The sequence below is a fragment of the Sediminibacterium sp. C3 genome (assembly GCF_000508085.1).
Lineage (GTDB): Bacteria > Bacteroidota > Bacteroidia > Chitinophagales > Chitinophagaceae > Sediminibacterium.
The window spans coordinates 1,795,448-1,820,439 of sequence record NZ_KI669560.1 but is presented as its reverse complement, the minus strand read 5'-3'; the positions used below and the strand labels follow the sequence as shown (position 1 = coordinate 1,820,439).

17 protein-coding genes, 1 other RNA gene and 1 pseudogene are annotated in these 24,992 nt (G+C 38.9%); all 19 read right to left on the bottom strand.

Going from position 1 to position 24,992, the window contains the following annotated elements:
- Positions 1–13: 13 nt before the first annotated feature.
- The 19 genes and pseudogenes from F777_RS16225 to F777_RS0108385 all read right to left on the bottom strand — a co-directional run bounded on the left by F777_RS16225 (position 14) and on the right by F777_RS0108385 (position 24,974).
- On the bottom strand, positions 14–463 hold the full coding sequence (locus F777_RS16225; protein ID WP_051408519.1) for a Crp/Fnr family transcriptional regulator: 450 nt from the start codon (positions 461–463) through the stop codon (positions 14–16).
- 52 nt (positions 464–515) lie between these two features.
- The gene (locus F777_RS0108460) at positions 516–1,178 is read right to left on the bottom strand and encodes a GDSL-type esterase/lipase family protein (protein ID WP_026751658.1); all 663 of its coding nucleotides are present in this window, start codon (positions 1,176–1,178) and stop codon (positions 516–518) included.
- Between the two features lie 4 nt (positions 1,179–1,182).
- Positions 1,183–1,473 (bottom strand): annotated as a pseudogene (locus F777_RS17795) (endonuclease/exonuclease/phosphatase family protein); the annotation flags it as partial.
- Between the two features lie 14 nt (positions 1,474–1,487).
- Complete coding sequence (locus F777_RS17790) at positions 1,488–2,024, bottom strand: endonuclease/exonuclease/phosphatase family protein (RefSeq protein ID WP_152530893.1); 537 nt, start codon at positions 2,022–2,024, stop codon at positions 1,488–1,490.
- 4 nt (positions 2,025–2,028) lie between these two features.
- On the bottom strand, positions 2,029–3,372 hold the full coding sequence (locus F777_RS0108450; RefSeq protein ID WP_026751657.1) for a glucoamylase family protein: 1,344 nt from the start codon (positions 3,370–3,372) through the stop codon (positions 2,029–2,031).
- Positions 3,373–3,459: 87 nt separating this feature from the next.
- Positions 3,460–4,383: a LamG-like jellyroll fold domain-containing protein gene (locus F777_RS0108445; protein ID WP_026751656.1), complete on the bottom strand. Its 924-nt coding sequence runs from the start codon at positions 4,381–4,383 to the stop codon at positions 3,460–3,462.
- Positions 4,384–4,405: 22 nt separating this feature from the next.
- Positions 4,406–5,956 carry a RagB/SusD family nutrient uptake outer membrane protein gene (locus F777_RS0108440; RefSeq protein WP_037369269.1) on the bottom strand — a complete coding sequence of 517 codons (1,551 nt, stop codon included), beginning with the start codon at positions 5,954–5,956 and terminating at the stop codon, positions 4,406–4,408.
- 24 nt (positions 5,957–5,980) lie between these two features.
- The gene (locus F777_RS0108435) at positions 5,981–9,052 is read right to left on the bottom strand and encodes a SusC/RagA family TonB-linked outer membrane protein (protein WP_071790318.1); all 3,072 of its coding nucleotides are present in this window, start codon (positions 9,050–9,052) and stop codon (positions 5,981–5,983) included.
- A gap of 29 nt (positions 9,053–9,081) precedes the next feature.
- A complete protein-coding gene (locus tag F777_RS0108430) occupies positions 9,082–9,312 on the bottom strand; it encodes a hypothetical protein (RefSeq protein ID WP_026751653.1) in 231 nt (76 codons plus the stop codon).
- Positions 9,313–9,451: 139 nt separating this feature from the next.
- A complete protein-coding gene (locus F777_RS0108425) occupies positions 9,452–10,531 on the bottom strand; it encodes a FecR family protein (RefSeq protein ID WP_026751652.1) in 1,080 nt (359 codons plus the stop codon).
- A gap of 58 nt (positions 10,532–10,589) precedes the next feature.
- Positions 10,590–11,201, bottom strand: coding sequence for an RNA polymerase sigma-70 factor (locus F777_RS16215; RefSeq protein ID WP_051408516.1), 612 nt, complete (start codon positions 11,199–11,201; stop codon positions 10,590–10,592).
- Entirely contained in the window at positions 11,170–12,684 is a 1,515-nt protein-coding gene (locus tag F777_RS0108415) for a S10 family peptidase (RefSeq protein ID WP_026751651.1), read from the bottom strand. Before F777_RS0108415 ends, F777_RS16215 begins: the two co-directional genes overlap by 32 nt.
- 40 nt (positions 12,685–12,724) lie before the next feature.
- Positions 12,725–14,383, bottom strand: a complete 1,659-nt coding sequence (locus tag F777_RS17265; RefSeq protein WP_051408515.1) for a DUF3472 domain-containing protein — start codon at positions 14,381–14,383, stop codon at positions 12,725–12,727.
- 43 nt (positions 14,384–14,426) lie between these two features.
- Positions 14,427–15,818 carry a magnesium transporter gene (gene mgtE / locus F777_RS0108405; protein WP_026751650.1) on the bottom strand — a complete coding sequence of 464 codons (1,392 nt, stop codon included), beginning with the start codon at positions 15,816–15,818 and terminating at the stop codon, positions 14,427–14,429.
- Between the two features lie 8 nt (positions 15,819–15,826).
- Positions 15,827–16,916, bottom strand: a protein-coding gene (gene prfB, locus F777_RS0108400) for a peptide chain release factor 2 (RefSeq protein ID WP_201767586.1) whose coding sequence is annotated in 2 segments (ribosomal slippage) — positions 15,827–16,855 and positions 16,857–16,916 — 1,089 coding nt in all. Because the reading frame shifts where the segments join, the coding sequence is not laid out codon by codon here.
- 29 nt (positions 16,917–16,945) lie between these two features.
- The gene (locus F777_RS0108395) at positions 16,946–21,700 is read right to left on the bottom strand and encodes a T9SS type A sorting domain-containing protein (RefSeq protein ID WP_161631500.1); all 4,755 of its coding nucleotides are present in this window, start codon (positions 21,698–21,700) and stop codon (positions 16,946–16,948) included.
- Positions 21,701–21,772: 72 nt separating this feature from the next.
- Positions 21,773–22,137: RNase P RNA component class A (gene rnpB / locus F777_RS17505), an RNA gene on the bottom strand.
- Positions 22,138–22,251: 114 nt separating this feature from the next.
- Complete coding sequence (locus tag F777_RS0108390; RefSeq protein ID WP_026751647.1) at positions 22,252–23,280, bottom strand: Smr/MutS family protein; 1,029 nt, start codon at positions 23,278–23,280, stop codon at positions 22,252–22,254.
- The gene (locus tag F777_RS0108385) at positions 23,280–24,974 is read right to left on the bottom strand and encodes an amino acid permease (RefSeq protein WP_026751646.1); all 1,695 of its coding nucleotides are present in this window, start codon (positions 24,972–24,974) and stop codon (positions 23,280–23,282) included. The genes F777_RS0108390 and F777_RS0108385 overlap by 1 nt, the downstream gene beginning before the upstream one ends.
- Positions 24,975–24,992 lie beyond the last annotated feature (18 nt).

The following is a 24,992-nucleotide window of genomic DNA, read 5'->3' as shown; positions in this document are numbered from 1 at the left end:
AGGCCCTGTTCGTTTAATTTTTCCTCGTTTTTAATTTTAAGTAAAAAGCAATTAATTTTTCTTCGGGTGAATTATTCACGAGCATATTTGCTGTTAAGGTTTTACAGTATAATCTATCTGCAAATATCTCAAACAATCGCCTAAACAACAGAGGATGATCGTCTAATAAATGTAAAAATTTATCTCTTGACAATCTGTAAATCAGAGAATCCGTAATGGCATAGGCACTGGCAGGATAGGGTTTCTGCAACCATAAAGCAGGTTCTCCAAAGCTATGTCCTTCATGAAAAACGCCCTGTATAAACTCTTTACCATCATTTGTGATACTGGTCATTTTAACAGCCCCTTCATCAATCTGATGAAAGTACCTTGCTTCGTTTTCCTGAGCAAAAATCAGTTCTCCTTTATGCCATTTTTTTGGAGTAGCTCCATAGGCAAGTAATGTATCTGTATCAATTAGCATGTTGAATGGTTCTTGATTAGGATTACATCGAAATTACAATTTATTTTATGTATTAATTTAACAATTTCGGCAATATTTTATGTTTCCATATAATATACCCCATCCCATTCATGTGCAAACTGTCCTTAAGGAATATTTCGGGTCTGGGCAAGCCGGATTCATTCAACATAGCACTCCAGATATCTATATAAGATGTATTATGCTTACTCCCTAGGAATTCGCTGATAGACTTATTGGCCTGTAGCATTTTTTCCTTTAAATGCCACCTCGATGGGCTTGGCTTCATGCTTACAAAACTGATATGAGTGTTTGGCAACCGTTTCCGAATCATTCCAAACAATGTTGAAAAACGATTAACTACACTATCAACAGGCAAAAACTTATCAATAGCAAAGTCGTTTTCGCCGCAATAAATAACCACCTGCTTCGGTTGGTAGGGAAATAATATTTCTTCAGTATATCTGATAACATCAGGCAAAGCAGATCCCCCAAATCCTCTGTTGATTATTGTAAAATCTTTAAAATCATCTTTAATGTTATGCCAAAGTCTGAAAGTGGAGCTGCCAGCAAAAAGAATGGCGTTTTGAGGCGGCATGTTTAAACTATCAGCCTGCTTAAAGGCATTAATTTCCTTGATAAATGGTTGTGCTTGACATATAAATGAACTACACCATATTGAACAAACAAAAGCAAGTATACGATAACAATATTTCATTAAATTATTTTAAAATGGTTAAAGTTGCCATTACTGGAAAATGATCTGAAGGATATTTCATATCATATGAATCCGTAATAGTTGCAAATTTATCCACTATAATTTTAGGATGCTTATTAACAAAGACATAATCAATACCTCCATTGGGTTTTGATAAAAACTTAAATGCGTTCCAGGTATCAATATTACCATAAACCAGTTTACTTATTTCTCTTGCATTTTGCATTTCACTGGCAATTCTTTGAATAGGTTCTTCGGTTGACCTTAAGTTGAAATCCCCTAATAGAATTACTGGTTCGTTTTTAGTATTTAAACTTTAATTTTTTGTAAGATCAGTTTCGCCGATTCTATTCTGGCTGTTTTACCTACATGATCAAAGTGCGTATTGAATACCCATACGAGTTGCTTGGTCTTTTTATTTTTAAAAAGACCATAAGTACATACGCGATTGCAAACAGCATCCCATCCCATAGAAACAGAGTCGGATTTAGGTGCCAACCAAAATGTTGACTGGTTAACAGGTATGTATTTATCAGTATTGTAAAAGATACAAGAATATTCTCCCTGCGTTTTTCCGTCGTCTCTCCCTACTCCAATATAACTATAGTTAGATAAACTGCTATCCAAATACATAAGTTGATGATGTAACACTTCTTGGGTTCCTATGAAATCAGGCTCATGGTATTGCATTAAACCAGATACTCGGTTCTTTCTGAGTTCCCATCTGTTTTCGCCATCGGAAGCGGCATCTAAGCGAATATTAAACGACATTGCCTTTATGGTTGTTTGAGCCTGCATTTGCAATAAACAAAGACAACCCAAGAAAGTGAAGCATAAATATTTCATATAATTATTTTAAATACGGACTCGTAAATCCTAATTTTTTTAACCCTGCTTGTACATCTGGACTACTCATAAATAATTTCCATATAAAACCTGAACGGTAATTTTCCATCATTACAACAATAGGGCCCTGATCAATGGCAAGATAACGAGGTTGAAACCAATTATGATGGATACTAAATGCGTCATAAAATCCATATTTACCCCAGACCTTAGAACCTAAATCATTATACCAATATTTCATTGCTGCCATAGATTCCTTTGGTGTATATGGGAATGAGGATAAGGCTGCAGTTGGTGAAATAACACCTAGATCACGCTCTTTGCTGGGAGCATGTCCGGCATATCCATTTATTGAATAACTAGAGGTAAGACCCCAATTATTAGATCCATACCCTTTAAATCCTCCACTGTTCTCTACACACCATGTGTAATTAATTTTAGCATGATTTACAGTCTCATTCCAATAATTTGCATATTGATCTTTCAAACCCCTGGGATCAAGTCCCAAATAGGAATAATGCGCCCAGAAGAGCGGCCCCCCATTTGGTGGATTTCCCTGATGTTTTAAATCTAAAGACAATGCATAAGATGTTTTTGTTTCTTTGATTTTGCCATTCATAGCCCATCCTTCATGATATACTTCTGCAGGCACCGGATTAGTGGGTGAAGAAGCCGCAAGAATATACATGATTAAGCATTCATTGTATCCTTTTACAGGGAAATTCATTTTCCAGGCATGATTAGGGCTCCAATGCCAGTACAAAACATTTTGTTGATTCCGATAATAATTAAAGTCAACTTCTTTCCATAGCTGATCAGCTCTCGCAGCAATTGATTTTTCCTGTTTGTTCCCATTTTTAAAATACTGCCTTACACACAACAATCCCTGTAACATAAATGAAGTTTCAACCAAATCGCCGCCATCATCATACCTGCTGAATGGTTTTACTTTCCCGGTTGTTCCATCCCACCAATGCGGCCATACTCCATGAAACCGATCTGCTGTTTCCAAAAAATGTAAGATAGTTTCCAGGCGCATTACACCTTCCTCTCTTTTAATAAAGCCTCTTTCAATACCTACTAAAATAGCCATAACTCCAAAGCCCCCACCACCACTTGTTACTACATTTTGGTCGTTCTGTGGATATATATTATCTAAATGAACCCGTTCTCTTGCTAAACCACTATTAGGTTCCGCTCCATTCCAGAAATATTGAAAAGTTGCTTCTTGAACCTTTCGAAAAAGTGCTGTATCTTCTGTTGGAATCGGAGGAAACTTTGGCAAAGTCTTTTGCGCATTTGTCCCCAAAACCAACCAACAACTTAAAATTGATATAAAGTATTTCATATTTAAAATTAATGTATTAAAAATACCCGCCCGAAGGCGGGCATTTGTCAATAAACCCAGTATTCAACCTAAAAAGAATCCAATCAATTATTTGCCAGCTAATCCCAAATTATACAAGGCGCGTATATGCGCGTCTGGCAATGCAATATTATAGACTCTCAATTCATCCATCACTCCTGTCATTGCTCCAAAGCTAACATCGGAGCTGACTGATTTACCAGGAATCACATTATAGTTGCCACCAATGATAACTTCACTTGGCTCAGCTGCCCTAAAATTGTTATTTCCAGTGCCACGACTGGGGAAAGCGCCTGCTCTTCTTCCATTAATCCAAATATCAAAGAAGCCATTGCTCGCATTGTAATTCAATGCCAAATGCACCCATTTATCAGGACCAATTGGAGGAGTGATATAAGGCATATAGTTAACCGATCCAGGGGCATCTCTCAAAGTATTGATATTGTCCTGCGTGCCTCCCCCGACAGTTACAAATGTTGGCTGTACTTTTAAATCGGTTACATTACTAGCAGGAAAAGAATTAGTATTCAAAGAAAAATTAAGACTACCATTAAAAATGCCTGGTCTGGTTAACTGAAACAGCATAGTTCTCTTTGAACCATTGTTTGAAATTTGTATCCAGGTACTGATTGCAAAACTCTTAAACACATCTGTTTTAAAAGCATTGAACTGTGTTGGGTAATATAAGAACCCATTATTCAACCTTAATGCTTGACCTTTAATTCCACTTGCTACATAACTATTGTTTAATGAAGTACCTGGTGCTGTATTTGATTTAACTTCGTTTGTAGAATTATCAAAAGGCCAGTAAGCCACTAAACTTTCAGGAAAGACTTCATCCGATGAGGTAAAACCATCAATTTTACCAACATAATCTGCAGTTGAAACAGAAGGTAAATTATTGGGATTACCATCTTTTTTACATGACACCAAAAAACATAGTGCCAAGAAGCTATACAGCGATAAGCTCAATTTATTTATACTGAATTGCATATTAAATAATTTAAAAAATCAATTAATAACCAGGATTTTGCTTTAAAACACCGGCAGTTAAGTCAATTTGGGTTTGTGGGATGGGTAATAAAACATCTCTAGCAGCATTGAAATTAGACTTGCCTGCAGCATTCATAACTGACTGTGAAATTCCCCATCTAACAATATCGAAAAACCGATCATGCTCCATTGCCAATTCAACTCTACGTTCTCTTCGGATTGCTTCTCTTAGTAATGCCTGATCGGTAGTGGTAACATCTGGCAATATGGAATTATTCCCTGCTCTTGCCCTAAAACGAACACTGTTCAATGCATTTCTTGCTTCTGTAATATTATTGGTTCCCCCAACTTCATTGGCTGCTTCTGCATACATTAATACAACATCCGCATATCTTAAAATTCGAACATTATTCCACCATCCAAAACGGTTTCCAACAGCTGCTCTTGTAGCAGGATTAGTATGCACTTTATGGTTGTATCTTGGATTTGGTAATCCAACTGGAGTTACTTCACCATAAATGGTTATGCCAGGAGTGGTAGCAGTACTTGTAAACAGTATGGTTCTTGCTCTTCTAGGATCATTCGGCTCATATGCATCCGCTAAAACTGCACTTGGCGAGTTCCAACCCCATCCTAAATCCCATGGGCCGGCGCCTCTTACACCCTGCAAATTGGTATATTGTATGCCCTGTGATGTTGGATTTACAGCATCAGCTCTTGCCTGCACTTCAAACACAGATTCCTTACTATTCTCTCCTTCCTCAGAGAAAATAGTATTGTAAGGAGTACTTAAATTGTATTGACCAGAATTCATTACCATACTAGCAGCGGTCATTGCCTGAGCCCACTTTTGCTGGGTTAAATAAACTTTAGCCAAAAGGCCATTAGCAGCACCGCTTGTGATTCTTCCCGGGAACTTAACAGCATCCCAAAATGCAGGCAAATAGGCGGCAGCAAAACTTAAATCTCTTTCAATAAAAGAATAAATCTGGTCCACTGAACTTTGTGGCACATTATTTTGTGCTGCCGGATCTGCAAACAAAGTATCAATTATTGGAACTCTTCCAAACAATCTGGTCAACATGAAATAAGAATACCCACGAATGAATCTCACTTCAGCTTGAGATTGTAATTTAATTGCATCACTTGCTACAATTTGTTTGTTTGTACCTATTTGAAATAAGGTATTATTGCATCTGTTGATTAAGCCATAGTACCCAACCCACAAAGCATTTGCTCTGGCACTATTAGGTAATACTGGAAAATTATCCATACTAATAACATCAGCTCCCCCATCAGATGGGGTACTTCCTTTGTCTGCGTCATCGCTTCTGATACTTGTTGCATTTATAAAACCGTCTACATGCACATTATAATCGCGTAAGCTATTATAGGCACCAAATATATATTGATCATATGGGCCTGACCCCCCAGGATAAGGGTAATTTTCTTCGTCATATCCACCTTGTCTGGCTGTATCCAAAAAATCCTTTTTACATGCTGTAAAAATAGAAACCGTTAAAAGCAGTAGCATCCATGTAGTGATGCTTTTTTTATAATTTAAATTATTCATGGTTGAATTGCTTTAAAAGTTCAATTAAAATGTAACATTTATACCCATTGAATAAACGGCAGGGACAGGGAATACACCGTTATCCGCACCACCACCGAGAATGCTGCCAATTTGCGCTTCGGGAGAATATCCGGTTACCTGACTCCAGCTTTTGATATTTTGTCCGTTTATAAAAACACGGGCTTTTGAAATGCCCAATCTTTTGAGTGAACCATCGGAGAAAGTATATCCAATTTGTAAAGTTCTTAATCTGAAATAATCTCCTGGTTCTAAATAATAACTACTAAACAAAAAGTTATTACCCCGAGTATTATCTAAAATTGGTTCAACATTAGTAGTACCTCCGCCAGTCCAAGCATTTAAACGATTGGCTTCAAAATTTAAGGTAGCAAAGTTTGCAATTCTTCGCTGGGTATAGATTTTATTGCCAGCTACACCTTGACCTTCAATTGTAAAATCAAACCCTTTGTAAGCTAAGTTGATATTTAAACCGAAGCTATAAGGAGGGAATGGAGTACCCAAGTAGGTGCGGTCAGCCGGTGTTAATACTCCGTCTCCATTGATATCTGCATAAGCAATATCGCCAGGTAATGAATTGCTGAATCTTGCCATTCTACCCAACTCAGCAGTGGATTGATAGATGCCTATTTGTCTGTAACCAAAGAAATATCCAATGGATTTTCCTGTTTCAGTTAGGTTAGCACCTCCGTTTCCAAATAACTGAAAGTTAATTCTATCTCCAATTGAGTTAACCGTATTGCGATTGTAACTGAAATTGGGAGCGATTGAATAAGTGATATCCTTTCCGATTTTGTCTGTCCAATTTAAACTTAACTCAATTCCTTGATTGGTTATTTTACCCAAATTGGTAAAGTAACTTCTGGTTTCATTTGGCAAAGTAACAGCGGTTAAAATATCAGAAGTTGTTCTGTTGTAGAATGTGAATTCAACATTTAACCGATTACGCAATGTCTTTAAGTCAAAGCCAATATCTAAGCCTCGCACCACTTCCCAACGCAAATTAGGGTCAGGAATATAGGCCGCTTGTATTGCCGTATAAACATTATTACCAAAAATTGCAGTAGAGGCATTTGAAATACCTGGTCGGAATAGATTATCTGCAAAGCCATTTGCATTACCAGTTTCGCCCCATGCTGCTCTTAATTTTAAGAAATTAATAAAATTGAATTTTCTAATAAAGGATTCCTCAGAAGCAATCCATCCTAAACCCACTGATCCAAATGTACCCCACCTGTTTTGCGGAGCAAATTTGGAACTACCATCTCTTCTTAAAGTGGCATTTACTAAGTACTTATTTTGGTACGCATAACTTAATCTTCCAAACAAGCCCATAATGGCGCTTTCGCCTCCACCTCCACCATAGAGACCCGGGTTATTGGCATTGATAGTACTTAGGTACCAGAAGTCTGGATTATTAGGTACGTTCACAGATGTATCTCTTCTGTTACCATTAATATTTGTACTAATACTATAAATTGAAGTGAACCCTACTAGAGCAGTTAGTTTGTGGCTATCTCCCAAGCGTTTGTCATAGGTTAATGTATGATCTTGCTGGTATCTTTTAAACTCGGCCATTTCCTGACTTACACCTGTTCTAATCGTATTATCAAAGAAAGTAGAAGTAGGTGCAGTGCCTTCACCTAAATTAATAAATGTAAATGGCAGGGGTGTATAAGATCTAGAATTATTAAAGCCTAAATCAGCAAAAAAGGAAGACTTCAGGGTAAAGTCTTTCAAAAATTTGACTTCTGCAAACAATGACCCAATAAACCGAAATCCTTTATTAATATCGGTTCCGTTATTCCGGTTTAAAGCAGCAATGGGATTTCCAACCTGCGCTCTCTGAAAAGAAGGCATACTATAATAAGTGGTAGCATTTTGTTGAATGGGTACAATTGGTGCCGCCCATAATGCATTTGTTAAACTAACAGCAGCAGGGTTTTGAATCCAATGAAAAGCATTGATTTCACCGCCTACTTTAATATTACTGTTAAACCTAATTTCCTGATTCAAACGAATCATAAACTTCTCGTAGCTGTTAAACTTAACTACCCCATCTTGCTTATTATATCCAACGTTCAAATAAGTACTACTCTTTTCAGAGTTATTTGATACACTTAAATTGTTAGTGGTTAATAATGCATTTTGCAAAATTTCGTTCTGCCAGTTAGTATTCGCTGTATAATTACTATAGTCAAATGGAGCTGCATTAATATTTGCCAATTGAGCATCATACAATTTTTTAAATCCAGCCGCGTCAGTCACTTTAATTTTATCAGTAACTTTTTGAAAACCAACTGTGCTTTGGAAATTAATTCTAGTTTGCCCCCTAGCTGCTTTTTTAGAAGTAATAGCAATGACACCATTGGCGCCTCTTAATCCGTAAATCGCAATTGAGGAAGGATCTCTTAAAATGTCAATCGTTTCAATATCAGCTGGATTCAAGAAATCAATATTGTCTTGTAAAATGCCATCAACAACGTAAACCGGGCTGGCGCTATTAGTACTATTTACTCCTCTTATTCTTACTACTGGACTTGCGCCCGCAACACCTGAATTAGCAACCGTTAAACCAGCAACTCTTCCTTGCAAAGAACTAATTGGATTGGTGTTAGGCATTTTGGCCAACTCCTCCCCTTTGATAGTAGTAACAGAACCTGTTAAATCTCTTTTCTTTTGAGTACCATATCCGGTAACTACCACTTGTTCTAAATTATTAACTGCTGCAGTTAGTTGAATATTAATATCTCTTTTACCAGTTACTGAAATTTCTTGTTGCTCATACCCTACGGATGTTACAATCAACTTTGCATCCTCATCAGCAACTGTAATACTAAATGCGCCGGTATTATCCGTGGTTGTTCCCACTTTAGTACCCTTGACCTGTACGGAAGCACCAGCCAAAGGCTCTCCTGTTGTAGAGGTTATTCTTCCTTTTACAACAATTTCAGCCAACTCTTTATTGTCTACGCCAGATAGCTTCAAGACAACTAGGTTGGTCCCTAAAATTTTATAATTAATACCGGTATTAGCTAATATTTTGTTCAGTGTTTCATCTAAGGTTGCATCTACCAAATTGATGGTTACTTTAGGTTTGCCCTTTACTACCTCTTCAGCAAATAAAAACGATAGTCAGTTTTTTTCTCTACTTCAAACAATGCTTTTTTCAGGTCAAGCGAAGCCATCTTTATTGTGATCCGGCTTTGAGAAAAGCCGATTGCTGAAACTTGCATACATACAAGCAGCAGTAAAGCAGTAGTAATTTTCATAATGCGGGCAAGCTTTTTTATCAAAAGATCTTTATGTGAAACAACAGGTGTTTCAAAATTTTTCATATTTTCAGATTGAAAGGGTTATGAATGTCATTCAGATAGCACAATTTGTTGATTTCTAATCCTGGCGGAGTTCCGCGCCAACGGAACTTCGCCTTTATTTAAGTTGAATTTATTTTGAATCTCATATGGCAGCTGTTTTTTATTGGTAAATAATAATCGTATTCCCTTTTTGAATCGTTTTAAACGGTATAATTAGTTTTAAAGCTTCAATTGCCTGGTCAATTGTTTCTTTTTCAAAATTCCCATTCATTCTTGTCGACTTTAATGTTTCTGTTTGAATATCTAATTTCACATTATACCATCTTTCCATCATCAATGCCAACTCTTCGAATGTTTCATCTCTAAAAACCAATTTATTTTCAACCCATTGATTTTCAGCGACCGTACTATCAGGAGTAATAAATTTTAATTTATTGATTGAAACAGCTGGTAGCAAATCAACATTCTTTTGCCTATTAGGGTTTTCAATAATTGCATTTTCTACAATCAATTTTTCATTAGGCGATAAAATAATCTTATCGTCAGGCCTGTTTTTTATAGTAACTTCAATTCGCCCCTGAATAAGGCTCGTTTCAGTTTGTTTATCCTCAGGATAAGCCTTTACGTTGAAAACAGTACCCATCACTTTAATACGTATGCTCTTTGTATTGATGATAAAAGGCACATCCTTGTTTTTAACAACATCAAAATAGCCTTCTCCGGTTAATGTTACTTCGCGCAATGATTTGCCAAACTCTTTGGGATAAATCAATTTGCTACCACTATTTAACCATACAATTGAACCGTCAGGTAATTTCACCTGAGATTTAGAACCTAACCGTGTAGAAATTTCGTTAGACTCAGGTTGTATTTTAGCTAAGGTTTTGGGGGCAGTCTCTTGTGTAATATAGTATGCTAACCCTATAAAAAGAATGACAGATGCAGCTGCATAATAAACCCATTTAGGGAAAAATGGTTTAGGAGCTATTGCAATGGCTTCTAATTCTTGTGAATTGAAAGACTGGTGATCTGCACATCTGTTTAAGTGCAACAGGAAAGCGTCTTCCGCTTCATTCGATTTCAGAGGCGTAGGAATTTGCCAGATACTTTCAAGATTTTGAATGGCAAACTGCCATTCGGGGTGATCTTGCAAGAGCTTGTTGAGCTCAATCAGCTCTTGCTCATTTGCTTCGTTGGCAATCTTTTTGGCCACTAATACCCAAAATCTTTCTTGGCTCATTGTTATCGTTAGTTCAAAAAGTATAACAACTGAGCGGACTATTTACCCCTAAAAGATTCTATTTATTTTTTAGTCTTTTTTCAAAAACCGGATGCGACTGCAAATCGAGAGGCATACATTGAGCCATTCTTCTCATGGCGATTGCCATTTGCGCTTCAACAGTTTTTACAGAAATATTCAACAATTCAGCTACTTCTTTATATTTTAACCCGTCTTCTTTCGTCAATTTAAAAATTAACCTGCAACGATTGGGAAGGGTATTGATTGCCATTTTAATTTTCAAAACCATATCCTCGGTTATCATCAATAAATCTGGCCTAAAATAAATGCTGTTTAATTGTACTTGCCAATCATCCATAGACAGACCTGCCCGACGTTTCTGTTTTTTAAGCAAATTCAGCGACATGTTCCTGACTGTTGCATAAAAATAAAATAAAGGAGATTCCAGTTGACACAATTGTTCTTTTCGTTGAAGGATAATCATGAACAAATCCGATACTATATCTTCAGCCTCCTCCTCGGATCTAACGATTGAATAGGCAAATTGCTTAAGTTTTGAGTGTAATGCAATAAAAAGTGTTCGATACGCGGCTTGGTCGTTGTTGTAAGCAATGGCAATTAAACAGTTGCGAACAGCCTCATTTCCCTCTACTGAATTCGAAGAATGCATCTACGTCTTTTTTAAATTGTACCAGTGACGGTTTGTGAATATAGTACATATGTCCCGATTCATAGAAATAGAACTGAATATTCTTTCTTTGTTCAGGTCTTAAAAACATATGCTCAATATCGTATTTGGCAGTAAAATACGGGGTGGCAAAATCGTAATAACCGGCTCCCATATATACTTTTAAATCCGGATTCTTACTCATTGCGTCACGAAGACTTTCTGCAACATTTAAAAATTGATTTTGAACATTACTGTAATTCCAGGGATACACATCTCCGAAAATATTGTAGCCATTTTCTTCTTTAAAATTCAATTCACGCTGAAAATAATCGTTCATGGTTGCTGTGAACGGTCCGTCTATATTTGCAAAGGAGGGATCAAAACTGTTCACTTCACCGGCATCATCCAAATCACGGCCAGTGAATCTGGCATCCAGCCTGCCAATAGTCAATCCGTCTTTTCTTCTTAGCTCTTTATAGAACCTGCTTTCTTCTACTCTTAAATTAGACTGTAAGCAGTACTCTTTTGAAAGGCCTGTGTAATAACTCATTTTTTCTGCAATAGCGTTCTTTTCAGATTCACTGAGCCAACCTCCTTTTATAAGCGCTGATGCATAAGGTCCTATTGCAAAAGCTTCTGCTTCTTTTAAGGCATTCTCTAAATTGGCCTGTAAAGCAGGTGCCAGTTTCTTGTGGTACCAGGCAGCTGCCGTATATGAGGGAATATACAATGCTCTGGGTAAATCGTTTCCTACATAATAATCATTGGTACCGAAATTCAGTACGGCTGAAATCATGAATATTCCGTTCAGATATATCCGGTGTCTGTCTTGCAAGAACTTGGAAAGTCCTGCTGCACGGGTGGTGCCATAACTTTCACCCGCAAGGTATTTGGGAGAACCCCATCTTTCATACCTGGATAAAAAGTGACGGATAAATGAACCCATGGCTGTGATGTCTTCATTAAATCCATGAAACTGCTTTGGATTCTCACCGGGAGCGGGTCTGCTATAACCTGTAGAAACCGGATCAATAAAAACTAAATCCGTTTTATCGAGCCAGCAGTATTCATTGTTTACAAAAGTGTAGGGCGGCCCCTCTGAAAAACCATCTTCATTAAACTGAACTCTTTTGGGACCCAAGCCTCCCATATGCAACCATACGGAAGAAGATCCTGGCCCACCGTTAAAAGTAAAGGTCACTGGACGCTTTGCCACATCATCGCCCTGTTTTTGATAATAAGTAAAAAAAACTTTTGCAATCAGCTTGCCCGTATCATTTTTCAAATGCAGGTACCCCGTATGCGCCGAATAATCTATTTTCTTACCAGCAATCATCATGGAGTGACGGGTAGTTACCACAGTAACGCCCGCAGGATTGGCCTGCGTATTTGCAGTAACTGATTCTGCTGGTGCATTGGTGCGTTGTGCATCCAACACATTGAACTGAGCCAGCATACATAATCCGACAATTAGTTTTTTCATAAAATAAGAATGGATAAAATGAGTTGTTAAGTTAAAGAATTTATCGTGCTTCCAGCACTTCTATATCAAAAACAAGGATACTGTTTACTGGAATATCCTTACTTCTTGTTCTAATTCCATATGCTTGCCCTGAAGGAATATAGAGCGTGATTTTCCCACCCACATTAATTTTGGGCACCGCCAATTGCCAGCCTTTGATTAAACGGTTTAAAGGAAATGTAGCTGGTTTCTCTTTTGTCTGATCAAAAACAGCCCCATTGGAAAGCAAACTGCCCTTATAATGAACGGTTACTGTATCTGTAACATTAATGTTTTTACCTGTTCCCTGACGCACAATATGGTAATATATATCTGAAATACTTCCAGTGGTATCTATCTCTTTTTTGCCAGCAGCATCCTTAATTAGGGCAAGATCCAATAAAGCCTGTGCTAGTGAATCATGATTTCTATTTAAATCAACCTGCGGTCTTGCACCTGATGCCTGCCTGAAAATGGTATTGCCGTAAGCAATATTCGACGGCTTAAATCCCCCATGTGATAAATAAAACTGTTTGCCTTCTGCCCCTGCTCCATAATCTATCCGATGTCCTGCTCTGCCCGTTGCGTCATAAGAAAATTTACTGGTCAGTATTTCTTCCCATCTGCCATTTGCTTTTTGTATCCATTGATTGCCCATGTATACTTTTCTTTCCAGCTGACCATTAACTCCCCAGAAATTTTCACTGAAGGAATACAAATTCGACAGATAATTCCCATCCTTTGGTGCACTGAAACTGGCTATCAGTTTCCAACGATTGGTTTCCGGCATAAAAAAGTAACCACTGTAAATGGTATTAGCCTTAGCAGAGTCGGTTAATGCAGTAACCAGAAACTGATACTTCTCTCCCGGTTTCCAGGGATAAACAAAATGACTATGCCCCCCTGTTCCTTCATTACCAAATTCATTGGCAACAACACCATCGCCCTTCCCCAATAATTTTACTTTGTTGGAATCAGGAACTTTTTTGGGATCAATTGCTTCATTACCTGCATCCCAAACTGAAAATATAATTCTTCTTTCAGAAGGGCTGTTTACCTGCATTCCAAAGTATCCTCTTTTAAAGCCACATGCCATATAGTAACTATACAAGGGATCATTTCCTTCAGGAACAGTTAACTCGTTATAAAATCCAATCACTTTGGCTGAATCTTCTGTGGGATACCTTAAATGGACAGATGCAGCATTTCGTCTTGCTACCGGATTAAAGTGAATGCCTTCAGTGGGCTTCCCCGATAATTCAAGAGATTGAATGTTGGCAATATGCTTACCTGCTTTTTTAATGCAGGTAATGGTTATCTGGTAAAACCCGGTATCTGCAATCAAAACTTTACCAATCCGTGTCTTTTTTGGTGCAACACTACTAATTAATTTTACAGGAAACTGTTTTCCTGCAAGGGAAACTATTATATCTGAACCGGCATTTATTGCCTTGGTATTAAAACTCAACTCAAGTTCTCCCGTTTGCTTTACCTTAAAAAACCAGTGAATACTTTGTTTGGTATCCGTCCAGCCCCGAAGACCATTTTTCTCTGTAAATAACAACTGTTCATCGGATTCTGCAGGTACAGCATAGCCAGTAAATGCAGGTATAATTACAGACTGCGCAGATAAGAAATCAGAGAAAAGTAATAGCAAAAGACAAATCGGAATCTTCTTCATATTGTTTGAATGATTCCTCAACTTAATAAAAACAAGGGAGAATTTATAATAGTAACCCTTGCAAAAATAAATAAGCGAAACTAAAATAAATAATCAGCCCGGTTACATCTACCAAAGTAGCTACGAACGGAGCTGAAGACACTGCCGGATCGGCACCCAATTTCTTCAGAAGAATAGGCAACATTGATCCGGTTAATGTTCCCCAAAGTACCACTCCAATCAGTGAAAAGCCCACCGTTGCTCCAATCATTGCCCAGTGAGGACCATATATTTCTGGCATGATTGAGTGCCAGATACCCACTCTTAAAAATCCAAGTATGCCTAAAACCGTCCCTAATAGTATTCCACTGATGATTTCTCTTTTCAGAACCCTCCACCAGTCTGACAAATGGATTTCTCCAACAGCCATAGCCTGTATAATCAGTGTGGATGCCTGAGACCCGCTGTTGCCCCCGCTTGAAATAATCAATGGAACAAAAAGAGCCAAAACCAGTGCCTTGGCAATTTCATCTTCAAAATGCCCCATAGCAGTGGCAGTTAATAATTCGCCAATGAATAAAATGATTAACCATCCAACTCTTTTCCTGAAAAGTTTTAACAAGGGAATATCCAGATAGGGCTCATTCAGCGCTTCAGTACCTCCCATCTTCTGCATATCTTCACTGAATTCTTCATTCGCTACCCAAAGCATATCATCAATGGTTACAATTCCCAGTAGAATATTATTTTCGTCCACTACTGGCAAAGCCACCCGGTTATTCATTTTAAATACCTGACTGGCATTTTCCTGGTCGTCGTTTACTTTTAAAGAAACAACTCTTCCGTCAATTACATCTTCAATTCTTTTATCAGGCGCAGCCAGGATAATATCTCTTATTCTCACATCATCTACCAACTGACCATGTTCATTAATCACATAAATTACATCGATGGTCTCACTGTTTCTTGCGTATTTACGAATGGTAGCAAACACTTCATCCATTGTGTTATGCTGGTACACATATACGTAATCGGGGGTCATTAATCTACCCACGCTATCTTCCGGATAACCTAAAAGGGATAAAGTTACTCTTCGCTCTTCGGGATCTAACAATTTGATAAGATCTCTGATAGCTGCTTTTGGTAGTTCCTCAAGAAAGTCGGTACGGTCATCCGCAGGCAATTCATTCAGCAGTTCAGCTGTTTTTGCAGAAGGTAGTTCCTTAACAATGTCCTTCTGTTGTGCTATATCCAGAATTTTAAAGACACTGGCAGCCCTGTGAACAGCCATATTCGCAATAATTCTTGCTTCGTATTGCGGATATTCATTAATTAAATCGGCAACATCACTGATGTTCTGATCATTCAAAAACTCCCTGATCTCAAGTGGATCATCCACTTGAATCAATCGTTCAAATTGTTCAAACAAATCAGGGTGTTCCAGTTCAAGTGCCATTGTATCTATTAACTGTTTTCTTGTTGCATCATTAAATAGGCCTTAATAAATCCATCTATTTCCCCATCCATCACCGGCCCGATATTTCCTACTTCATAATCAGTACGATGATCCTTTATCATTTTATAAGGATGAAAAACATAAGAACGTATCTGACTACCCCATTCAATTTTTTTCTTGCCTGCGTTGGTCGCATCAATTGCCTCCTGTCTTTTCCTAAGCTCTTCTTCGTACAAGCGGCTCTTTAACATCTTCATAGCCAGTTCCCTGTTCTCGCCCTGCGTTCTTGCCTGCTGACATTCTACAATGATACCACTAGGAATATGCTTTAACCTTACCGCTGTTTCTACTTTGTTTACATTCTGACCGCCACTGCCGCCACTTCGGTAAAAAGCCCATTCCAGATCTCCTGCATTTACATTAATTTCAATGCTATCATCAATTAAAGGATAAACAAAGACCGACGCAAAAGAAGTATGTCTTCTGGCATTGCTATCAAAGGGTGAAATTCTCACTAATCTATGCACCCCGCTTTCTGCTTTTAAAAAGCCATAAGCAAAATCTCCATCAAATTGTAAAGTGGCACTCTTTATTCCAGCCCCATCTCCTTCCTGAAAATCAAGTTCCGTAACTTTCCAGCCTTGCTTCTCACCATACATTCGATACATTCTCAGCAACATTTCGGCCCAGTCCTGGCTTTCTGTTCCACCTGCACCGGGATTAATCTGGAGCACAGCCGGCAATTCATCTTCCGGCTTGTTCAATGTACTTTTGAATTCGGCTTCTTCAATTTTAGAAATCGCTTCCTGAAAAGCAACTTTGGTTTCTTCTTCAGATGCATCACCGGATTTCCAGAAGTCAAACAGCAAGGCAAAATCTTCCACAGCATTATCCAACTGTTTGAATAATTTCAACCAATATTCATTCACTTTAATCTCCTTCATTACCGAAGTAGCCCGGGCATTGTCATCCCAGAATCCCGGAGATAAAGATAGTTGTCGATCAGTTTCTACTTTATATAGTCGGTTATCGACGTCAAAGAAACCTCCTCAGGACCTGAACGCGGTCCCTCATAAATTTAACTTGTTCCTGTGTCATACCTCAAAAATACGAAAGAAGAAGGAGGTCTAGAGTTTTACAAATCGTTTTCTTGCAATGATTCTTCCGGCACCGGTTACCAGTTCTAAATTGTAGATCCCCTTTGGTAGTTGCGTCAGTTCCAGATCATATACAAAATTACCAGTTGACCCTCCTGTAATAATTCGCCTGTTAATCATGACAATCCCTGAATTAGAAATAACTTTCAGGAATGTGCTATTGTTAGAAATAGGCGTAAAAATAATTTTAGCAGTATGCTGCACTGGGTTCGGGAAAAAATAAAGCTGTTGTTCAGTAGTTAAATCTGCCCTGATATCAATTGAGTCAGAAACAGAAGTGCATAGATTCGTATCAGTGATGGCAACATGATACCTGCCAATGGTAGAATAAAATACAAACAACTTATCAGTAGTATCTGGGATGGCATTTAACAAATTGCCATTTCTGTACCAAAGTAATTTGCTTACTACCTTTCCTGAATCTGCTGCAGCTATCAAACGTGTGGTGTCGCCTGGTAAAATATTTTGTTTCCCCAATATGGTTAGTTTCGCGCCAGGTAATGGTTTGATTGAAACGGTTACTTTCTGACGAACACTCTGACATCCGGTTGCAACATTGGCTCTGGAGACCCAATAATTAGTTGTTCTGATAGCGTTGGTAACAGGTATCGGAGCAGTTGCAGAACCCACCCCACCATTGGCTGTTGTGTACCAAAGTAAGCTATCTCCTAAAGCACCTAAAGGTCTAGGCGTTTCATTTAAACAATACTGGATATCGAATACGGTGGGTTTAAGGGGAACATACCCACTATCTAAGGCGAATACATTTGATTGAGTGGTACAGCCAAAATAACTGGTAGCCACTGCCCTGTATTGACCTTTGGTCCTGGGAATAATAGCAAAACTCGTATCTGCAGATGCATATTTCTGAACTCGGAAATTATTCATATCAGATATATAAAAATTCCCATCCACATCTATGAAAGCGTTTCCTGGTGCATCCAGTTGTTCTGAACTATTGCCTTTATTGTTGATTCCTCCAGCAATCACTATTCCGGTATCTGCTCCCAATTGCCATCCTCTGATTCTGTTGGCTGTACCCCCCTCTGCTATTAGCATTCGATTATTGGCATCTACAAAAACATTTAGCGGAGTAACCAACTGATTGGCCCCATTCCCCTTTCCTCTTCCTCCTGCTACAACAGTTCCTCTTACCTCTCCTATTCTCCAGCGAACTATCCGGTCATTTTGAGAATCTGCTATATACATATTCTGACGCTGGTCAACAAAAACACCTAAAGGAACACTTAACTGATTGGTTGCTGATCCAGCAAAATTACCTCCTGCAACAGTTTTACCAGCAATACTTCCTCTTACCCATAACTGAACCCTTGCGTTTAAAGCATCTGCCACATACACAGCGCCATAGGCATCTACAAAAACGCCCGTAGGATATGAAAGCTGATTGGCTTTTAGCCCTCTACCATTACCCCCCGCAACCACTCTACCAGTTGTATCTCCTTCTCTCCAAACCACAACACGATCATTATCGGTATCTGCCACATAAATTAGTCCATCAGCCGAAACAAAAATACCTGCAGGATTATTCAATTGGCTCAACCGATTACCAGCCCCCCTGCCTCCTGCAACAGTAATAGCTGCTTTAGCACCAGGTGCCCATTTCTGGACACGGTGATTCCACTGATCACAAACAAAAATGTTTTTCTGTTCATCCACAAAAACAAAACTGGGTCTTCCCAATTGCGTTGAATCAGTACCACCAGTAAGTTTTCCTGCAACCGTTTCAGCAGTTCTGGCATAAGTAGTGGTTATTCTTCTTAAGCTATCGCTGTTTAAAGTCCAAAGTACAGTTCTGGCAAAAGGACTTGACTGTAACCGCATAGGTTCATTGCTTAAACAAGTTGGACTGATAATACTAATTTCAGGTTTTTTACGAACCGACACAATTACTTCTGCTGTTGAATTACAACCATTACCAATAGATGACACCACTGTATATTTGGTTGTTACAGAGGGTCTGGCAATCACAGTGTCTCTTGTGGTGGTACTTAGTCCTGCTGCAGGTGACCATCTGTAGTTGGTACCCCCAGAAACAATTAAATTAGACTGCCCCCCTTCACAAATGGTTGTTGTATCGTTTTTAATAATCAGGTCAGGGGCTACCACTACGTTAGCAATTCCTGAGCCGGTAACACAACCTGAAAAAGAAGCAGATAAAACAGTGTAAGCACCTGAAAGTCTTGTTTGCAGAACTGTATCCGCCTGAGCAGCAATTCCATACTTCTGTATTCGATAATTTCTGCTATCTGCTACATACATATTTCCACTTAAATCAAAACCTACTGCATTTGGCAATTGCAATTGATCTAAAGCAGATCCCGAACTTCCATTAGCCAAACCGGCAACAGTAGTACCAATCGTATCATACAGCGCCCAGCGATGAATTCTGTTATTTCCCCGATCTGCAATAAACATATTGCTGTTTCCATCTACAAAAATACCTGAAGGGAAATTCAGCTGAAAAGGCAATGTTCCTGCACCTCTGTTACCTGCTGCAACTGCCCCGGCCAATTTAGTCTGATCATAAAACATGATACGGTGATTCTCTGCATCGGCCACAAATAAATTATTTCTTTGATCCACGAAAACTGCCTGAGGATTATTTAAACGGATACTATCGTTACCAGGCGTGCCGTTACCCGCCACAGTTCTTACAATTGCCCCACCATTCGACCATTTTTGTACCCGGTGATTTCCGGCATCTGCTATGTATAAATTACCGTAGTTGTCTACAAAAACACTGGATGGAAAGTTCAACTGATAAGTGCTGTTACCCAATCCCAATCCTCCGGCAACAGTAGTGCCTGTTTTGGATCCTTTTGGAAAATATTGAATCCGGTGATTGTTCTGATCCGCTACATAAATATTACCAGCCGCATCCACATAAACACCGGTTGGATAATTCAATTGATCATTGGCACTTCCCTCTCCATTTCCACCAACAATGGTTGTACCTACCAGATCACCTGGTTTCCATAATTGAATACGATGGTTTACTGCATCGGCCACATATACATTTCCTTTCTGGTCTACAAATGCCCCCAAAGGCAATCCCAGCTGCCCTGATGCATTGCCAATGCCATTTCCACCAGCAAACACTGTCCCCAACTTACTCCATTCCGGAAAAAAGCTTCCCGCTTTTATTCCATTCCCTCTAAAATAATTCAGACTTGCAGGTCTTTCCCCTAGAATAGTGGTTGTTACTTTCGTAGCATCCGGAGATAAACAAAGCGTTGGAGTAACCACAGGTACAGACCTGATTCCTACATTAATGGTAAGCGCCCTGTAAGAAACACATCCACTATCCGATACAGAATTGATTCCATAAAAAGTAGTAGAATCAGGCTTTATCAAAAAAGTACTATCAGTAATTTTATTCACGCCCGTTGCAGGAAACCAGGTGTAATTAGTATTACCCGTTAATTTTATTTCAGTTACATCACCAGCACATATAGCAGTTCTGCCAATAACATTTATGGCTGGCCTGGCATTTACATTTATTAAATTGGACTGTTGTACACAACCATTAAACGATGTTACTTTTGCCAAATATAATCCGCCTTCATAAGGTCTGAATTCAGGACTCATTGGCATAGCACTGTATTGTTGCACCCTGCCGTTTTGCTGATCCAAAACAAATAGATTACCTGAGGCATCAAATGCCATACCTGTTGGGTAACTGAATTGATTCTCTCCAGAACCCGAAATTCCATTGTCGCTGCCCGCTATGGTAATCATTCCAATACCGTTATTGTATAATTTGTGTATACGATTGTTTCCAGCTTCCAGAACGTACACTTCCTCAAAGGCATCCACCAGAATATCAACAGGCTGAAACAAATATCCGTAACCCGTTCCCTTACCCAATTGCCCCATTATAGTTTTGCCTGCATAATTTCCCAACTTGAATTTTTGCACCCGATGATTGGCAGAATCGGCCACATAAATATTAAAGTCCTTATCTACTGCAACCCCCTGAGGGCTATTTAATCTCATGGAATCAGCACCCGGACCTAATCCTCCTGCTACGGTAAGACCCGTTGAACCGCCCTGTGCCCATCGCTGAATTCTGTGGTTTCCTGCATCCGCTATATACACAAATCCCAGTGCATCAACAAATACATCACGCGGATCACTCAACTGATTCTGCCCGGATCCTTTTCCATTTCCACCGGCAACCAGAAAGCCGTTGCTAGATCCGGGAGCAAAACGCAATACACGGTTATTGTACTGATCTGTAACAAAGAGGTTGCCAAATCCATCGATAAATAAACCTGCCGGTTTATTCAGCTGATTTGGCATATTGCCTCCGCCGTTGCCGCCTGCAATGGTTACCCCATCTGGTGAATTTCTGCTATAGGCTACTATCCGGTTATTGATGGTGTCAGAAATATAAATATTTCCATTATTATCCAATGCAATTCCATGAGTACCGGATACCCTTGCCCTGGCTCCTACTGAACCAGAAACAACGGTTGTTGAAGAAGAACTAAGTGTAGCTTTCGTTTTTTGAACAACTGAATCATTTAATATCCATTCTATCTGATAAGGACTTCGACTAAAATTCCCCAGAATAGTTCCTTCACCGGCACATTTGGGTCCGCTGATGCTCACAAATACACATTGTGCAGCTAACCAGTTGGTTGCCAATATCAGCATCAAACTGAAAAACCCTTTTACACAATAGTTACATGTCTTACTCATCAACTTCATATCTGGTTATGGACAGAAAAATTGTTTCATCACTTTTACAGTAATGACAGGGTGCAGATAAAAAACACTATAAACCTCATAAGCCGGATTCTGTTTCAACTCCATCATTTATCTGGCCGCAACATTACTGTTACGATCTTGCTGCCTACCCTGGATTGCGTTTCAATAAAGAAAGCGAGAACGAGCAGCTCTCAAACAATCCTATACATGGCATTACAGTACCCAAGGTTTACCCATAGCTTATGTTACCATCCGCTATCGTGAGCTCTTACCTCACATTTTCACCTTTTCCGTTTAAAACGGTAGTTATTTTCTGTGGCACTTTCTCTTTTCCGATTGCTCGGAAAGCCGGCGCTTAACCGGTGGGTTGCTCTTTACTGTCCGGACTTTCCTCCCCGACAAGTCGGGGCGATGGCTCGGGTTTATAGTACTTACGAAGATACGTAATGCTATCCCAATGTGGTCTTAGTGGTCATTTTAAGGGGGGCTCCATTGAAAAAATACCCAATACTTGGTATAAAATTAACCGCAATGACTGCAGATTATTTATAATGAAAGAAAACCTGAGTAGCACCAAACCCAAAACGGGGATCGTATTGATTTACAAAATGTTTTACTTCTCTTTTGGTTTTCAGGTAATCGTGTACTTCTTCTCTTAACTTGCCAACACCCACACCATGAATCACAATCAGCTCCTGCTGACGGTGACTGATGGCTATATCAACCCATTTTTCCAGTTCAGCCAATTGAATAGAGAGGATTTCAAAATTGCTCAAATGCTTGTAATCATCTGTCAGTTTCTCAATATGCAAATCAATGACTGACCTTGCAGGAGGAAGGTATTCCTTTATTTTCCCGGCATCATACACTTTAAATCCCTTTGCCTTAAGGCTGTCAAGCGGCAGGGACTCTGCTTGTTTATCGGGATATTGTGTAAATAAAGTATAAGAGAATGTTGGCTCATTTTTCTCCTTTAGCTGCTCAATCTTTTGAAATACCTGCTTTGGTTTTAGTTTTAACTGCACTTCATAATGATCTGCCTTCCCTTTTTGTTCTGGTAGCAGACTGAAATCAATAGAAAAGGAAGGGGTGTCATTTACCGCTTCAAATTTAATATCGTGCAGGTAAAAATCGTGAAAGGGTTGAATTTCATTTACCAGACTGAAGTGTTCTTCCCCATTAAAATATTGTTGATAGGTAAATCGGAAACCATCATTGGTTTTATTTACTAAATGAATCTTCAATAACTCAACCACTTCATCATTAAAATCATCGAGTGCAAATTTGGGAATAAAAGAAAGCCAGACTCCTTCTGACACTTTAATCTGATTGGGTTTGGGCGCTTCCTTTGCTATCTGATCCACATAAATTTTGGGTTCAAGTTTTTTCTGTGGTATCAGCTTTTTCTCTGTAAATCTTTTGAAATACGGGAAATCAATCTGGTCCATATAGGCAGGGAACTTCACACCCCTAACTTCAATCATCACCATTTTATCGTTGATGATTTCAATTACCTTCCCTTCTTCATTGCTATGCAACACTAAAATATCATCCCCAACTTGGTATTTCATCAGCTCGCCAGTTTACTCTTGTTTTTACCGTATAAAAAATAAATAATCAACCCCAGTGACATCCAGCCAAAGAACCATAACCAGCTAATGGCGGGAATCTCAATCATCAGGTACAAACAACACAATGCTCCTGCTACAGGGATAAATGAATAAGAATATTTGAAACTGAAAAATGCAGTGATTAATGCTATCAACATGAAAACCAGAAATAACACTTCCTGAAAACCTTCATGACCAAGATTGACAAAAGCATCATTGATTCTGGTTCTGGAAAACCAGGTCATAAATAGAACCAATACCGGTATAATATATTTACCATTGATATACGGTAACTTAAACCCCTTTCTGGCAACATTCTCATTCAGCTTCGGCAATACCAGTACACCAAAACAAACCAATACAAAGGCAAACAAAGTGCCGATGCTGGTTAAATCAGTCATGAAACCACTACTGATAAACAAAGAAGGAACTGCCACAATTAATCCGGTAAGGATTGTAGAGAAACCCGGTGTCTGGTATTTGGGATGTACTTCTGCAAATTTTTTAGGCAACAATCCATCCCTGCTCATACTCATCCAGATTCTGGGCTGCCCCATCTGGAAAACCAGTAATACGCTGGTTGTAGCTACAACTGCACTGATAGAAATAATGTAGCCGATTTTATTCATGTTCAGCTTGTCAAAAACATAGGCCAGTGGATCATCTACTTTTAACTCACTGTAATGTACCATGCCTGTTAAAACCAATGCAACCAGAATATATAAAACAGTGCAGATTAATAAGGAGTAAATCATGCCTTTGGGTAAATCTCGCTGAGGATTCTTACATTCTTCCGCAGTAGTAGATATTGCATCAAAACCAATATAGGCATAGAATACAGCTGAAACACCAGCCAGTACGCCTCCGAAACCATTGGGTAAAAAAGGAGTCCAGTTATCCGTATCCACATAGAAAAATCCAAGAACGATAATACCAATGATTACTGCCAGTTTGAATATCACCATCAGGTTCGTGCTCTTCTTACTTTCTTTAATTCCTATATAAGCCAGTCCGGTAATAATCATCACTATAAAGAATGCAGGCACATTCAGTATTACTTTCCAGGAACCAATCATAGGAGCATTCATGATGGCATCATAACCCAGTCTGGCATGCTTGGTCATTGTTTCCGGTGCTTCCCCTGCTGCCAAAGCTTTTACAGCCTCTTCATAACCGAGTTGCGCATTGCTGGCATTGGTAGCCAACCATCCGGGCAAACTAATATTAAATCCTTCCAGCAGATTATTGAAATATCCACTCCAGCTGATCGCTACTACAATATTTCCGATGGCATATTCAAGAATCAATGCCCATCCAATAATCCATGCAACCAATTCTCCAAAAGAAACATAGGCATAAGTATAGGCACTTCCTGAAATAGGAATTCTACTGGCAAATTCTGCATAACACAATGCACTGAATCCACAGGTAATGGCTGTGATTACAAAAAGGAAGGCAATCCCAGGTCCGCCATTGTAGGCTGCAGATCCGATAGTTGAAAAAATTCCTGCACCAATAACAGCTGCAATACCCATAAAAGTTAGGTCTTTAACACCTAGTACTTTTTTTAAACCACCACCATGACCATCACTGTTTCCAGCTGCTGCTTCAGCAGTAATCTTATCAATTGATTTCTTTCTAAACAAAGAAGACATGCTACTTGATTTTGGTAG